Origin of the sequence: Sporosarcina sp. ZBG7A (assembly GCF_000813425.1) — a bacterium.
Lineage (GTDB): Bacteria > Bacillota > Bacilli > Bacillales_A > Planococcaceae > Sporosarcina.
The window spans coordinates 17,383-31,740 of sequence record NZ_JWIB01000023.1 but is presented as its reverse complement, the minus strand read 5'-3'; the positions used below and the strand labels follow the sequence as shown (position 1 = coordinate 31,740).

Below are 14,358 nucleotides of genomic sequence, written 5' to 3'. Positions count from 1 at the left end.
ATCCAACGTAAGGCTGACAAAAGGGGCTGTTGCTATGCACACTGTGTGCCTTGCACGGCTCTTTTTTTGTATTCAACCATTGTTTTTTTATCGAATCTAGGCACTTTTAAACCCTCCTATGGTAAAATAGTGAGCAATGAAGTTTGAATGGAGGCAGCCAGATGAGTATGGTATCTGAAAAAGCGCCAGCTAAAATAAATTTAACGCTCGATGTCCTACAAAAACGTCCGGACGGTTTTCATGAAGTTGAAATGATAATGACAACAGTGGACCTAGCAGATCGTATTTGGTTAAAACCTTTAGATCGAGGCATTACAATCCGTTCTTCGGAACGGTTTGTACCGAATGATAAACGCAATCTAGCGTGGCAAGCAGCAGACATTCTAAGGAAAAAATTTGATATCCGAAGTGGTGTGGAAATCACTCTCGACAAAAACATTCCGGTTGCTGCAGGCTTAGCGGGTGGTAGTTCCGATGCAGCTGCTACCTTAAGAGGATTAAATAGATTGTGGAATCTTGGACTCTCATTGGACGAGTTAGCGGTACTCGGTGCAAGTATTGGTTCGGACATCCCGTTTTGTGTGTATGGCGGAACAGCACTTGCTTCCGGACGCGGTGAACAAATTCAACACTTACCCGTTCCACCGAATTGCTGGGTTGTGTTAGCAAAGCCTCCTATCTCAGTATCGACTGCAGATATTTATGGGGGTCTGGACATTCGAGGTATTCAGCATCCTGATACTGCGGGCATGATGCAGGCACTCGCTTCATCCGATTATCAAACGATGTGCAAGAAGGTAGGCAATGCATTAGAGCCGGTCACGATGCGTCTACATCCCCAAGTAAGTGTACTAAAAGATCAAATGTTGAAGTTTGGAGCGGACACAGTACTGATGAGTGGAAGTGGTCCTACGGTGTTCGGACTCGTTCAACATGAATCCCAGGTCGCTCGTATTTATAATGGACTAAAAGGATTCTGTCCCGAAGTTTATGCAGTTCGAATGATGGGGGAACGTATCAACCTTGCTTGAAAACGGACGATTGTGGTAGTCTGAAGTTATAATATTCGGGTTTTAGGAGTTGTTGGATATGAAATGGAAGAGGAGTGAACGTCTCGTTGAGATGACACGCCATCTGTTGGAGAACCCTCATCAACTCATTCCGCTAACGGTTTTCTCAGAACGTTTTCAGGCCGCAAAGTCATCAATTAGTGAAGACCTGACGATTATCAAAGAGACATTTGAAGAAAGTGGAACCGGAAAGCTATTGACAGTTTCTGGAGCTGCTGGCGGGGTGAAATATATTCCGTTGATGTCTGATCGAGCGGTGCGAGAGGTGATCGCACAAATGATCGAAGAATTGAGTCACTCTGACCGGTTATTGCCGGGAGGATACTTATATTTGACTGATTTACTTGGGAATCCGCAGCTGATGGACAAAGTAGGGCGAGTGTTTGCCTCAGCTTTCTCGAATCACAAAATTGACGTTATTATGACAGTAGCAACGAAGGGTATCCCAATTGCCCAAGCGATTGCCCGTCATTTGAATGTTCCTGTTGTGATTGTGCGGAGAGACAGTAAAGTGACAGAAGGATCGACAGTTAGTATTAATTACGTTTCCGGATCGACCCGAAGAATCCAAACAATGGTGTTGTCAAAGCGTAGTATGAAAAGCGGACAGCGAGTCTTATTGACGGATGATTTCATGAAAGCTGGAGGTACAATGCTCGGTATGCGCCACTTGGTTGAAGAGTTTGACTGTGAACTGGCAGGTGCTGCCGTACTCGTTGAATCTGAACACTCAGAAGAGGTCCTTGTCGAAAACTACCGATCTCTCGTGAAGTTGTGCAAGGTGAATGAGAGAAATCGAACAATTGAGCTGGAAGAGGGAAACTACTTTTTGGAAGGTGGAGATGAAAGATGAATTATGTAGCTACTGATCAAGCACCGAAAGCGATTGGACCTTATGCACAAGCAGTGAAGGTGAATGGTTTGGTTTACACGTCTGGCCAAATTCCGTTGCAAACAGATGGGGAAATTGCAGGGACGACGATCGAAGAGCAAACGAACCAAGTGTTTGAAAACTTGAAAGCAGTGCTTGCAGAAGCGAACTCATCTCTATCTCAAGTGGTCAAAGCTACGGTTTTCATTAAAGACATGAATGAGTTTGGCGCACTTAACGAAGTCTATGCAAAGCATTTTGGAGATCACACGCCAGCGCGTTCAACAGTAGAAGTGGCGCGACTTCCTAAAGATGTAAAAGTTGAAATTGAAGTTGTTGCAGTTACAGCAGAATAATAGAAAACGTTCCTTTAAGGGGACGTTTTTTTGTGATTCAATGAAATTTTAAATTATCCGAAAAATTTAAAATTGCAAAAAGGGATTTTAAAAGATTTGTAGAATGGTTACAGCATACAGTTTTCACGAAAGGGGAATGGGAACGAGTATGCAAGTTACTAATGTTCGCTTACGTAAGATAGAGACCAATGGGAGAATGCGCGCAATCGCTTCAATTACATTTGACGAAGAATTTGTCGTGCATGATATACGAATTATTGAAGGGAATGACGGTCTGTTTGTTGCAATGCCAAGCAAACGAACGCCGGACGGAGAGTTTAGGGATGTAGCGCACCCTATTAATCCTGCATCGCGGACAAAGATTCAAGATGCCGTTTTAGATGCATATTTTGCAGATGAGAAAGAACCAGCTTTAGAGGAAGTAACTGTTTAAAAGAGAAACTGTCGATGAATTGTCACAGAGCCGCCGCCATTTTGCGCAGCGGCTCTTTCCACGCGATTCTGACTAACTTTAAATAGAAAAAGATATTAATAATAGAATATTGACTTCAACTTGTCAAGTAGGAATAGTTGAAAAATCCAACCCACTCAGCTATAGTCATATATGAAAAAATAGATGGAGGACGACTCATGACACATACATATGCAATTGTTTTGGCGGCTGGTCAAGGCACACGCATGAAGTCCAATTTATATAAAGTGCTTCACCCCGTTTGCGGTAAACCTATGGTTGAACACGTGATTGATCACGTAAAAGGTATAGGGGCAGACCGAGTAGTAACTGTCGTTGGCCATGGCGCGGAACTCGTTGAAGAGACGCTAGGTCAAAAAAGTGAATATGTCCTTCAAGCTGAGCAGCTTGGGACGGCACATGCAGTTCAGCAAGCAGAAAACCTATTAGGTGACTTGGAAGGAACTACACTCGTTATTTGTGGAGATACACCGCTAATCCGTTCTGAAACAATGGAGGCACTTGTGAGTAAACACAAAGAACTTGGTGCGAAAGCGACTATTCTTACTGCGATTGCAGATAACCCTACTGGATACGGCCGAATCATCCGGGGCGACCAGGGACAAGTCCTTCGCAATGTGGAGCAAAAGGATGCAACACCTGAAGAACAAGCAGTCACTGAGATCAATACCGGGACGTATTGTTTTGATAACCGCGCTCTTTTTGAAGCACTCAAGAAAGTGAAGAATGACAATGCGCAAGGTGAATACTACTTACCGGACGTAATGGGCATACTTCAATCTGAAGGAGCACTTATTGGTGCTCACGTTTCAGACGATTTCAGCGAAACACTTGGTGTCAATGATCGTGTCGTACTTGCGCAAGCCGAATCAGTTATGCGCCATCGCATTGCAGAGAAGCACATGCGGAATGGAGTTACAATAATTGCTCCTGACACAACAGTGATTAGTGCAGATGCGATCATCGGTCGAGATACGGTTATTCAACCAGGAACAATTATTGAAGGCCCGAGTGTAATTGGTGAAGAGTGTACCATTGGACCGAATAGCCACATTGTGAACAGTGAAATCAGTAATCGGACATCGATACATTCTTCTGTGGTCAAGTCGAGCAAAATCGGATCGGATACAACAGTGGGACCGTTTGCCCACATCCGTCCAGAGACAGATCTCGGTGATCACGTGAAGGTCGGAAACTTCGTTGAAATTAAGAAATCTTCATTTGGACATGGAAGTAAAGTATCACATCTAAGTTATATCGGGGATGCGGAAGTTGGATCTGCTGTTAATATTGGTTGCGGCTCTATTACGGTTAACTACGATGGAAAAAACAAGTTTAAAACGACGATTGAAGACGAAGCATTTATCGGCTGTAATTCGAATTTAGTAGCACCTGTCACAGTAGGAAAAGGCTCTTACGTTGCTGCAGGTTCAACGGTTACTAAGGATGTTCCACAAGATTCACTTGCAATTGCACGGGCTCGCCAGGAGAATAAAGAAGGATATGCAACAAAACTAAATTCTAAACGATAAAACAGGAGGTCCATCATGGGCAATGAATATCCGAATCACAAACTGAAACTTTTTACGTTGAACGCAAACGAACCTTTAGCGAAAGAGGTAGCTGATGTAATTGGACGACCACTCGGCGAATGCTCTGTAAAGCGTTTCAGTGATGGAGAAGTTCAAATTAATATCGAAGAAAGCATCCGGGGCTGTGATGTTTTCGTAATTCAATCGACATCGTATCCTGTAAATGACAACTTAATGGAGCTCCTTATTATGATTGACGCATTGCGTCGAGCATCTGCCCGGACGATTAACGTTGTTATGCCCTACTATGGTTACGCACGTCAGGATCGTAAAGCTCGTTCACGTGAGCCGATTACAGCGAAACTTGTTGCAAACTTGCTTGAAAAAGCTGGAGCAGATCGCGTAATTGCAATGGACCTTCATGCACCACAGATTCAAGGATTCTTCGATATTCCTATTGATCATTTGGTTGCAGTACCTTTGCTATCAGATTACTTCAAAAACCAGGGATTCAAGGGTGACGATATCGTGATCGTTTCGCCAGATCATGGAGGAGTAACACGAGCTCGTAAAATGGCAGACCGTTTGAAAGCTCCAATTGCAATTATCGACAAACGCCGACCAAAGCCGAATGTCAGTGAAGTGATGAACATTGTTGGGCAAGTAGATGGTAAAATTGCAATCCTGATCGATGATATCATTGACACAGCGGGTACAATCACTGCAGGTGCAAATGCAATTATTGAAAGCGGAGCTAAAGAAGTATATGCATGTTGTACACACCCAGTGTTGTCAGGACCTGCTATTCAACGCATTAATGACTCAAAGATTAAAGAACTAGTCATTACAAATACGATTGAACTTCCAGAAGACAAGAACTCACCAAAAATCAAGCAACTATCTGTTGCAAAACTTATGGCTGATGCAATTGTACGTGTCTTTGAAGAGAAGTCGGTCAGCACTCTATTCGACTAAGCCGACAACATAGCTAACTGTGAACGTGCATGAAATGTTTTGGAACGTCTTGTAACGGGTATTTACTATGTAAGAAAACTTTTATATACAAAGGGGATTAAACATATGAGTACAGCATTACAGTCAAAAAAACGAGAATCTGCACCACAATCAGCATTGCGTCAATTACGTCATGAAGGAAAAGTTCCTTCTGTCGTATACGGTTTTAAAACAGAGTCAACTTCAATCACTGTTGAAGAACGAGACCTCATTAAAACGATTCAAGAACATGGTCGTAATGGAGCGTTCAAATTAGACGTTGATGGGAAGAAAGTAGACGTCATCTTAAGTGACTTTCAGGCAGACGCATTAACAGGGAAAGTCGAACATGCTGACTTCTTGGCAATCAACATGTCTGAAGAACTTGAAGTAGACGTTACAATTCACCTCTCAGGAGAGTCTGTTGGTGAAAAAGCAGGCGGCGTTGTTCAGCAGCCACTTTGGGAAGTGAAAGTGAAAGCGAAGCCTTCTGATATTCCAGAGCACATAGATGTGGATGTATCTAAATTGGATATCGGTGAAGCTATTCAAATTTCAGACTTACGTGCAGGCTCGAATTTTGAAATCCTTAACGAAGACGAAGAAACAGTCGTTCTCATTTCTGCTCCACGGACAGCTGAAGAACTAGAAGCGCTCGATGAAGATACTGCTAGCGAAACTGCAGAACCTGAAGTTGTAAACGAGAAGGATGAAGACCAAAAATAATCACCAAGAGCGCACGGCAACCCGTGCGCTTGTTTTTTCGTTTGTCGATTTTTTCTAAAGAAAGTGAGTAATTAGATGAAAATGATAATTGGACTCGGAAATCCGGGCAAACAATATGCGTCGACCCGCCATAACGTTGGATTTCAAGCAATCGATTTATTGGCAGAGCAATTAAATGCACCTGCTATGCAAACAAAATTCAATGGAATGATCACTACAGTTCATGTGGGATCGGAAAAAGTCATGCTCGTAAAACCATTGACGTATATGAACCTATCCGGTGAATGCGTACGCCCTCTTATGGACTATTACGAAATAGATGATGACGAGATTGTCGTCATTTATGATGATCTAGACCTGGCGCCTGGAAAGTTACGTCTTCGTGCGAAGGGTGGTGCGGGTGGACATAACGGTATGAAATCTTTGATTGCCCATATAGGAACAAACGAATTCAATCGAATCCGTGTCGGTGTCGGCAGACCTGATGGACCTATCAGTGTCGCAGATTATGTACTAAGTGCATTTAGCAAAGACGAACAGCCGCTCATTCAGGAGGCTGTGGTGAGAAGCGCATCCGCTTGTCGTGCGTGGTTAGATCGCCCGTTTCTTGAAATAATGAACGAATATAATGGAGCTTAAGCATAAGTCATTCCATCCATGCCTATACTTGTACAAAAAGAGAGGCGGTCTACTGGGTGATTTCTTATCGTTGTAAACATTGCCAAACGGAAATCGGCTCGATTCCGTTCGCGTCCGTCGAGGAAACGATCCGAGACTTATTGAAGGCTGATGAAACGAACGAGGAGCGCTTTGTCGAAGTATCTCATCATGGCGGGCTTGAAGTTCGTTGTATTTGCGAACAGTGTGAGCGTGTGATGCATGCGACTCCAGAGTATTATACAGTTGAAAAATGGCTTCAATAAGAAGCCGGGCTTTGGCACCTCTTCGAGGGTGTGCAAAGCTTTTTGTGCTTATGCATTTCAGGGAGAAAGGGACGGATTCGAATGGATTCACTAGTAAACTATTACGAAACGACTTCGGGAATTGAGCGATTGACGAGCGAACTGAAACAAGGACGAGATCGTCAATTGCTGACTGGGTTGACGGGCGGTGCAAAAACGCTTCTATTCAAAGCACTACAAAAAGATACGAGCCGTCCAATGCTCATCGTCTCGCCGAATATGTTGCAGGCACAGCGTACATATGAAGACCTTGTCAAGCTGTTGGGCGAAACCCAAGTCCATTTATATCCCGCAGAAGAGCTAGTTGCCGCTGACTTTGCTTTTGCCAGCTTTGAACTGCGTGCGGGACGAATTGACACACTCAATCATTTGGCAAAACACCGTGAAGGCATTTATATCACACCTGTAGCGGGTCTGAAAAAAATTGTTCCTTCCAAGGAACGGTGGGAAAGCAGCACGTTATCTGCAGCAATCGGTGATTCGATTCAAACAGAGGAATGGCTCCGGCGCTTGATAAGTATGGGATACTCCCGACAAGATATGGTCACGGCGCCGGGTGAATTTGCCCTCCGTGGCGGTATTTTAGACGTCTACCCACTCACTACGGAAGACCCTGTACGGATAGAGTTATTTGATACGGATATCGATTCTATTCGTACGTTTTCAGCTGAAGATCAGCGCTCGACAGGAAAACTAGACCAAGTGACTCTCTTACCTGCAACCGAGTTCACCTGGTCTGAAGAGGATCTCAAGCAGATTGCAGACAAGCTTGAGGGAGCTCTTTCAAAAAGCTTGAAGAAAGTAAAAGATGAACATGTAAAAGAGAACTTACTGCTATCTATCTCAGGAGATATAGAACTGATGAGAGCCGGAGTTCAGCCGGAGAATATGGTAAAGTATGCTGGTTTTGCGGGAGACCAAGTAGCGGAACTTGGGAGTTATCTGCCTGAAAATGCGCTTGTCATATTTGATGAAATCAATCGCATACAAGAAACAGCTGCAACTCTTGAAAAAGATGAAGAAGAATGGCGCATGTCTCTGTTGGAAGAAGGAAAAATCGTTCATGATGCTAAACTCTCGGTATCATTCATCGAAGCCCATGCAGCGCTGAACACAAAAACTATATACATGTCTCTATTTACAAGAAGTCTGCCTGGAATTACGGTGAAAGAAATCATTTCCTATTCGTGTAAACCGATGCAGCAATTTCATGGTCAAATGAATTTGTTAAAATCGGAAATGGAACGTTGGCAGCAAAATCAGTTCAATGTTTTCATCCTTGCTGAAGGGAAGGAACGTGTCGATCAGGTCCACTCAATATTGAGCGATTACGATATAGATGCGACAGAGAACGGGGTTGCGACAAAAGAAGGAATGATCACTGTTCTGGATGGAAGTCTGCATGCGGGCTTTGAACTTCCGTTGCATCGCCTTGTGGTTCTTACGGACGGGGAGCTATTTAAAGGGAAACCTAAACGGAAAACACGTCCACAAAAAGCATCGAATGCAGAGCGTATTAAAAATTATTCCGAAATCCAACCTGGCGATTACATCGTTCACGTCAATCATGGTATTGGTAAGTATTATGGAGTCGTCACACTGGAAGTCAGTGGGATCAGTAAAGACTACCTCGATATTCGGTACCGTGGAGAAGACAAGTTGTTTGTCCCTGCCGATCAAATTGACTTAATCCAAAAGTATGTTGCTTCCGGTGATAAGGAACCGAAACTCCATAAACTAGGCGGAGCAGAATGGAAAAAGACGAAAACGAAAGTCACTGCCGCAGTTAAAGATATTGCGGATGATCTCATTAAGCTCTATGCCGAACGTGAAGCACAAAAAGGATACGCGTTTTCAGAGGACGATGACCTTCAACGGTCGTTTGAAAATGCTTTTCCTTATGACGAAACCGAAGATCAACTTCGCTCGATTGTTGAAGTGAAGAAAGATATGGAAAAAGAGCGCCCGATGGATCGGTTATTATGTGGAGATGTAGGATATGGCAAGACGGAAGTTGCAATTCGTGCTGCTTTCAAAGCAGTATCAGACGGCAAACAAGTTGCCTTTCTTGTACCGACGACTATCTTAGCGCAGCAACACTACGAGACTATGAAGGCCAGATTTGCAGATTTCCCGCTAGAAGTATCGTTGTTAAATCGCTTTCGTTCCAAGAAACAACAAACCGAAACGAAAAAAGGACTTAAAAATGGAACAATCGACGTAGTAGTTGGAACCCACCGACTACTTTCTAAAGACGTGGCCTATCAAGACCTAGGACTGCTGATTGTTGATGAAGAGCAGCGGTTCGGTGTTACGCATAAAGAAAAACTGAAACAGTTAAAGACGAATGTTGATGTCTTAACGCTAACTGCAACTCCTATTCCACGGACGTTGCATATGTCGATGATTGGGGTCCGAGATTTGTCCATTATCGAAACCCCACCTGCAAATCGTTTTCCAGTTCAGACGTATGTCATGGAAAATAACCTTGCGTTAACACGTGAAGCGATAGAACGTGAGATGTCTCGAGGGGGACAGGTATTCTATTTGTATAACCGTGTGGAGGATATGGCGAAGAAGGTCGATGAAATCCGTCAACTTGTCCCTGAAGCGCGCGTTGGATTTGCTCATGGTCAAATGGGGGAAGCGGCGTTAGAAGAAGTCATTCTTAGTTTCTTGGAGGGGGAATACGACGTTCTCGTTACCACAACGATTATTGAAACGGGAATCGATATCCCGAACGTCAATACGTTACTCGTTCATAACGCAGATCGAATGGGATTGTCACAGTTGTATCAGCTAAGAGGGCGAGTTGGACGTTCGAATCGGGTAGCGTATGCGTATTTCCTATATGAGCGTGACAAAGTCCTAACGGAAGTTGCTGAAAACCGCCTTCAAGCGATTAAAGAGTTTACGGAACTAGGGTCTGGTTTTAAAATTGCAATGCGTGATTTGTCTATTCGAGGAGCGGGTAACTTACTTGGCTCCCAGCAACACGGATTCATCGACTCTGTCGGATTTGACTTGTACTCGCAAATGCTTCAAGACGCGGTTGAGGAGAAACAAACGGGTATCTCCAAAGAGGATCGTCCTGATCTAGAGATATCGCTCCCAATCAACGCCTATCTACCGGATACGTATATTAAGGATGGCTATCAGAAAATCCAAATGTATAAACGTGTCAAAGCAATTGAGGTGGAAGAAGACTTTAATGAGTTGTGGGATGAAATGACGGATCGTTTCGGAGATCTGCCATTTGAAGCCGAATTATTGCTTCGTGTTGGTCGTTTCAAGGCATGGGGGAAAGCAGCAGGAGTGGTGTCGATCAAAAAACGACAAACTATGATTGAAATTCGCTTTTCATCTGAAGGAACCGCAAAAATAGATGGAGCCAAACTTGTTTCGGAGACGCTCAATTACGGTCGAGCTGTCGGTTTCACAATGGATAATGGAACTTTGCTCATTACAGTCGATGATCGACGATTAGGACAGCACACGGAGTTCGATATATTGGAAGCAATTATGCAACTTTTACAAGATGCATCGAAGGAAACAACTGAAGTTGATGCCGAATAGAGCCACCCCTGCATAAAATGCCCATGTATGAACCATACTGAAACCGTAGCGCGGATTTCATATGGAAAGTGAGGCATCATGCATGAAGGCAACCGGTATCGTCCGCAGAATCGATGACTTAGGAAGAGTGGTCATCCCGAAAGAGATTAGACGAACACTTCGGATACGAGAAGGAGATCCACTCGAAATTTTTACAGACCGTGATGGGGAAGTCATTTTAAAGAAGTATTCCCCGATTTCAGAGCTCGGCCAGTTTGCAGTAGAATATGCAGAAACCCTATATCAAACACTTGGGACTCCCACACTCATCAGTGATCGGGATGAAGTAATTGCTGTAGCGGGGCTTGCGAAAAAAGAATACATGAATCGGCAAATCTCCGCCGATGCAGAAGAAATGTTAACTAAGCGTACAATGATCACTGAAAAGATGGAGAAGACCGTTGAATGGGTACCTGGACAAACCGAACAGGTAAAATCGTATTGTGTGACTCCCATTGTCGTAAACGGCGATACGATTGGGGCCATTTACCTTCTCTCGAAAGTCCATTTCATTGGTGAAGCGGAACAGAAAACTGCTGAAACGGCAGCTCTGTTTTTATCGAAGCAAATGGAACAATAATGCACCTGCACAACCTGAGTACATCGGGATGTGCAGGTTTTTTTGTGCGTATCTTGTCATGCTGTCGTTTCAAGCTTCGAATGGTATAATGGACACCATCTACAAGACGAAAGAGGATTCAGTATGGCAGCATCGGAATGGAATATGAAAACATTCATGAAAGGTGCCTCGATTTTAACAATATCTGCACTGATTGTGAAACTACTTGGGGCTGTCTATCGCGTACCTTTTCAAAACCTGGTCGGGGACAAGGGATTTTATATTTACCAACAAGTGTATCCTTTTATCGGGATATTCATCATCTGGACAACGTATGGAGCAGCAGTTGCAATCTCCAAGTTACTGGCGAGTACTCAACTTCCAGAAGAACGACGTGCCATTTTAAAGTTATCTTTTGTATATTTAGGCGTGTTGAGTATCGTCGCTTTCATCACTCTGCTTGCGGGCGCGTCCTGGATAGCCTCTTTGATGGGGGATCCTGAGTTAGCACCTCTGTTACAAACTGGCGCATATGTACTGCTTATTATGCCGTTTCTAGCGATATATAAAGGAACCTTTCAATCCCGTGGAGAAATGGTACCTATAGCAGTGTCTGGTGTCGGGGAGCAAGGAATCCGTGTTGCGATTATTCTTATCGGCACATGGATGGCAGTTCAATCAGGCGCATCGCTATACGAAACTGGGACGATAGCCGTTTGGGGAGCGGTCATCGGTCAAACAGCTGGGGTTGTACTGCTTTTTTTATGGAGCCGCAAGTCGGTGAAGGCGCCGGCTATCGCATTTCCTATTGATAAGCGAAAAGTAATAAAAGAGCTCACGCTGATCAGCTTAAGTGTCAGTGCAAGCTCACTTATTTTACTGCTGTATCAGATGGCGGATGCGTTTACAATTTTGAATTTATTGACAAATCATGGTGTTCAAGAAGAAGCTGCTATGACAGTAAAAGGTGTGTACGATCGTGGGCAACCCCTCGTTCAGCTCGGTAGCCTCATTGCTACAACGCTAGCAATGGCAATTGTTCCGCTCATTTCACACCATACAACGATGTCTGGCGGACGAAGCGCATGGCCATTTGTTCGTTTGACCTTCCGTGTAGCAATTTTGTTTGGGTGGGCAGCGGCAGTAGGACTCGCAGCTCTGTTACCGCAAGTAAACGTGTTGCTATTTGAAACGAGCGAAGGATCATTTGCACTTGCTGTGTTTTGTGTACAGATATTCTGGCTGTCGCTTGTGTTGCCGTTATGTGCAATCTTGCAAGGGGCGGGTTTAGGAAAAGTACCAGCAGGGTTACTACTTGTTGGGCTTGCTATGAAAATCGTCGCGAACGTTCTGCTCGTTCCCTTATATGGAATAACGGGGGCTGCATTCGCTGGAAACATTGGATTTGCTGTGACTGCAGCAGGGTTGCTCGTCTACTTTAAGCGCATGTGGCCAGAGCGGCTAGCCCCTGGACGTTTTTACGGCTGGATTTCACTTGCAACGATAGCCATGGTTGGTGTGGTTGAGTTGTGGTTATGGATTAGTAGCACTTTCACTCTAGGTGAAAGCGCGAGGCTAGCTGCAGCACAGTCTGCATTTCCTGCAGTGGTGCTAGGGGCGACGGTGTTCCTTATAATCATTATGAAGTCTCGTGTCCTCGCAGAAAAGGACTGGTACTTACTGCCGTTCGGAAAGCGATTGGCACGAGTGCAATTATTATTGACGAAAAAGAGAAGGTGAAGGCATGTATCCAATTACGATTGTAGGACTTGGTTCAGGTGAACTGGATCAGCTGTCTGTGGGAGTTTATCGGAAACTAAAGGCTGCACAGACACTCATTGTTCGTACAGATCAGCATCCAGCTGTGGACGAATTGAAGGCAGAAGGCGTACAAATGACGAGTTTTGACAGTGTGTATGAGTCCCAAGATGCGTTTGAAGCCGTTTATGATGAAATCGTTGCGAAGTTACTAGTGATGGCAAAAGAGAAGCCAGTCACTTACGCAGTGCCCGGTCATCCGCTTGTTGCGGAGCGTACGGTTCAATTGCTCATTGAGCAGGAAAAAGCGGGACAGGCTGTACTCGACATTGCAGGAGGGAATAGCTTCCTAGATCCAATATTTGCTGCGCTTCGAATTGATCCGATTGAAGGATTTCAGTTAGTAGACGGCACAGAATTACGTCAAGACGATGTGCAGATGCGTCAGCACGTGCTGATCGGCCAAGTGTATGATGCGTTTGTTGCTTCTGATGTAAAATTAACGCTGCTTGAAAAGTATGGAGTTGACCACCCCGTCACGATTGTGACAGCTGCAGGGACGTCTGCTGAAGAAGTGCGTACCGTTCCTCTAGTTGAACTAGACCGAGAAACACGTATCGATAATTTAACGACCGTTTACGTGCCGCCTGTTGTTGAACAGACGGATCGTTTGAAAGAATGGCAGACATTCCGCGAGATTATTGCAAAACTACGGAGTCCTGAAGGATGTCCTTGGGATCGCGAGCAGACACATGAATCGTTGAAGCGATTCATGATTGAAGAGGCACATGAAGTGTTGGATGCGATCGACCGTGAAGATGATAACGACCTAATTGAAGAATTAGGGGATGTTTTGCTGCAAGTATTCTTGCATGCCCAAATCGGCGAGGATGATGGATACTTCACGATGGAGGACATTTTGCAGGCGGTTGGCGATAAGATGATTCGCAGACATCCGCACGTCTTCGGAGAAATTGAAGTGGCGGATTCTGATGAGGTCTTGAAAAACTGGCAAGACATTAAGAGTGAAGAGAAACCGAAGAAGAATTCATTGCTAGACGGACAAACGTTGTCCAGTTCTTCTCTACTAACGTCTTTCAACTACCAGAAAGCCGCTGCGCGAGTCGGATTTGACTGGCCGGACGTTGCTGGTGCATTCGATAAGTTTGAAGAGGAATGGCAAGAATTCAAAGACGAAGTGGTAGGCGGAACTCAGGACTCGCGGACAGACGAGCTAGGGGATGTCTTTTTCACACTTGTGAACATCGCACGATTCTTAAAGTTGTCTCCAGAAGAAGCGATGCAACACGCCAATCAGAAATTTAATAATCGTTTTTCTTATATTGAACGTTCTGTAGCTGCAGGTCGTGGGTCGTTTGAAGATTATACGGTGGATGAACTTGAAGAATTTTGGCAACAAGCAAAACGATTAGGGGGAAACTAG

Annotated in this window: 13 protein-coding genes; all 13 read left to right on the top strand. The window is 44.4% G+C overall.

Going from position 1 to position 14,358, the window contains the following annotated elements:
• The first annotated feature begins 167 nt into the window (after positions 1–167).
• Positions 168–1,031, top strand: coding sequence for a 4-(cytidine 5'-diphospho)-2-C-methyl-D-erythritol kinase (gene ispE / locus RL70_RS09330; RefSeq protein WP_039043172.1), 864 nt, complete (start codon positions 168–170; stop codon positions 1,029–1,031).
• Positions 1,032–1,089: 58 nt separating this feature from the next.
• The gene (purR, locus tag RL70_RS09325) at positions 1,090–1,923 is read left to right on the top strand and encodes a pur operon repressor (protein ID WP_039043149.1); all 834 of its coding nucleotides are present in this window, start codon (positions 1,090–1,092) and stop codon (positions 1,921–1,923) included.
• The gene (locus tag RL70_RS09320) at positions 1,920–2,297 is read left to right on the top strand and encodes a RidA family protein (protein ID WP_039043148.1); all 378 of its coding nucleotides are present in this window, start codon (positions 1,920–1,922) and stop codon (positions 2,295–2,297) included. The genes purR and RL70_RS09320 overlap by 4 nt, the downstream gene beginning before the upstream one ends.
• A gap of 148 nt (positions 2,298–2,445) precedes the next feature.
• Positions 2,446–2,730: a septation regulator SpoVG gene (gene spoVG / locus RL70_RS09315; protein ID WP_039043147.1), complete on the top strand. Its 285-nt coding sequence runs from the start codon at positions 2,446–2,448 to the stop codon at positions 2,728–2,730.
• A gap of 197 nt (positions 2,731–2,927) precedes the next feature.
• Positions 2,928–4,301, top strand: a complete 1,374-nt coding sequence (gene glmU, locus RL70_RS09310; RefSeq protein ID WP_039043146.1) for a bifunctional UDP-N-acetylglucosamine diphosphorylase/glucosamine-1-phosphate N-acetyltransferase GlmU — start codon at positions 2,928–2,930, stop codon at positions 4,299–4,301.
• Positions 4,302–4,316: 15 nt separating this feature from the next.
• A complete protein-coding gene (locus RL70_RS09305; protein ID WP_039043145.1) occupies positions 4,317–5,276 on the top strand; it encodes a ribose-phosphate diphosphokinase in 960 nt (319 codons plus the stop codon).
• Positions 5,277–5,381: 105 nt separating this feature from the next.
• On the top strand, positions 5,382–6,020 hold the full coding sequence (locus tag RL70_RS09300; RefSeq protein WP_039043144.1) for a 50S ribosomal protein L25/general stress protein Ctc: 639 nt from the start codon (positions 5,382–5,384) through the stop codon (positions 6,018–6,020).
• A gap of 75 nt (positions 6,021–6,095) precedes the next feature.
• Complete coding sequence (gene pth, locus RL70_RS09295; RefSeq protein WP_039043143.1) at positions 6,096–6,659, top strand: aminoacyl-tRNA hydrolase; 564 nt, start codon at positions 6,096–6,098, stop codon at positions 6,657–6,659.
• A 56-nt stretch (positions 6,660–6,715) separates the two neighbouring features.
• Entirely contained in the window at positions 6,716–6,943 is a 228-nt protein-coding gene (locus RL70_RS09290) for an anti-sigma-F factor Fin (protein ID WP_039043142.1), read from the top strand.
• Between the two features lie 81 nt (positions 6,944–7,024).
• Complete coding sequence (gene mfd / locus RL70_RS09285; RefSeq protein WP_039043141.1) at positions 7,025–10,558, top strand: transcription-repair coupling factor; 3,534 nt, start codon at positions 7,025–7,027, stop codon at positions 10,556–10,558.
• Between the two features lie 82 nt (positions 10,559–10,640).
• Positions 10,641–11,177: a stage V sporulation protein T gene (spoVT, locus tag RL70_RS09280; protein ID WP_039043140.1), complete on the top strand. Its 537-nt coding sequence runs from the start codon at positions 10,641–10,643 to the stop codon at positions 11,175–11,177.
• A 123-nt stretch (positions 11,178–11,300) separates the two neighbouring features.
• On the top strand, positions 11,301–12,896 hold the full coding sequence (locus RL70_RS09275; protein ID WP_039043139.1) for a polysaccharide biosynthesis protein: 1,596 nt from the start codon (positions 11,301–11,303) through the stop codon (positions 12,894–12,896).
• Positions 12,897–12,900: 4 nt separating this feature from the next.
• A complete protein-coding gene (mazG, locus tag RL70_RS09270; RefSeq protein WP_039043138.1) occupies positions 12,901–14,358 on the top strand; it encodes a nucleoside triphosphate pyrophosphohydrolase in 1,458 nt (485 codons plus the stop codon).

Excerpts from the sequence above, each read along its gene's own strand:
- ispE (WP_039043172.1), top strand. The coding sequence starts at position 168 with ATGGTATCTGAAAAAGCGCCAGCTAAAATAAATTTAACGCTCGATGTC.
- purR (WP_039043149.1), top strand. The coding sequence starts at position 1,090 with ATGAAATGGAAGAGGAGTGAACGTCTCGTTGAGATGACACGCCATCTG.
- RL70_RS09320 (WP_039043148.1), top strand. The coding sequence starts at position 1,920 with ATGAATTATGTAGCTACTGATCAAGCACCGAAAGCGATTGGACCTTAT.
- spoVG (WP_039043147.1), top strand. The coding sequence starts at position 2,446 with ATGCAAGTTACTAATGTTCGCTTACGTAAGATAGAGACCAATGGGAGA.
- glmU (WP_039043146.1), top strand. The coding sequence starts at position 2,928 with ATGACACATACATATGCAATTGTTTTGGCGGCTGGTCAAGGCACACGC.
- RL70_RS09305 (WP_039043145.1), top strand. The coding sequence starts at position 4,317 with ATGGGCAATGAATATCCGAATCACAAACTGAAACTTTTTACGTTGAAC.
- RL70_RS09300 (WP_039043144.1), top strand. The coding sequence starts at position 5,382 with ATGAGTACAGCATTACAGTCAAAAAAACGAGAATCTGCACCACAATCA.
- pth (WP_039043143.1), top strand. The coding sequence starts at position 6,096 with ATGAAAATGATAATTGGACTCGGAAATCCGGGCAAACAATATGCGTCG.
- mfd (WP_039043141.1), top strand. The coding sequence starts at position 7,025 with ATGGATTCACTAGTAAACTATTACGAAACGACTTCGGGAATTGAGCGA.
- spoVT (WP_039043140.1), top strand. The coding sequence starts at position 10,641 with ATGAAGGCAACCGGTATCGTCCGCAGAATCGATGACTTAGGAAGAGTG.
- RL70_RS09275 (WP_039043139.1), top strand. The coding sequence starts at position 11,301 with ATGGCAGCATCGGAATGGAATATGAAAACATTCATGAAAGGTGCCTCG.
- mazG (WP_039043138.1), top strand. The coding sequence starts at position 12,901 with ATGTATCCAATTACGATTGTAGGACTTGGTTCAGGTGAACTGGATCAG.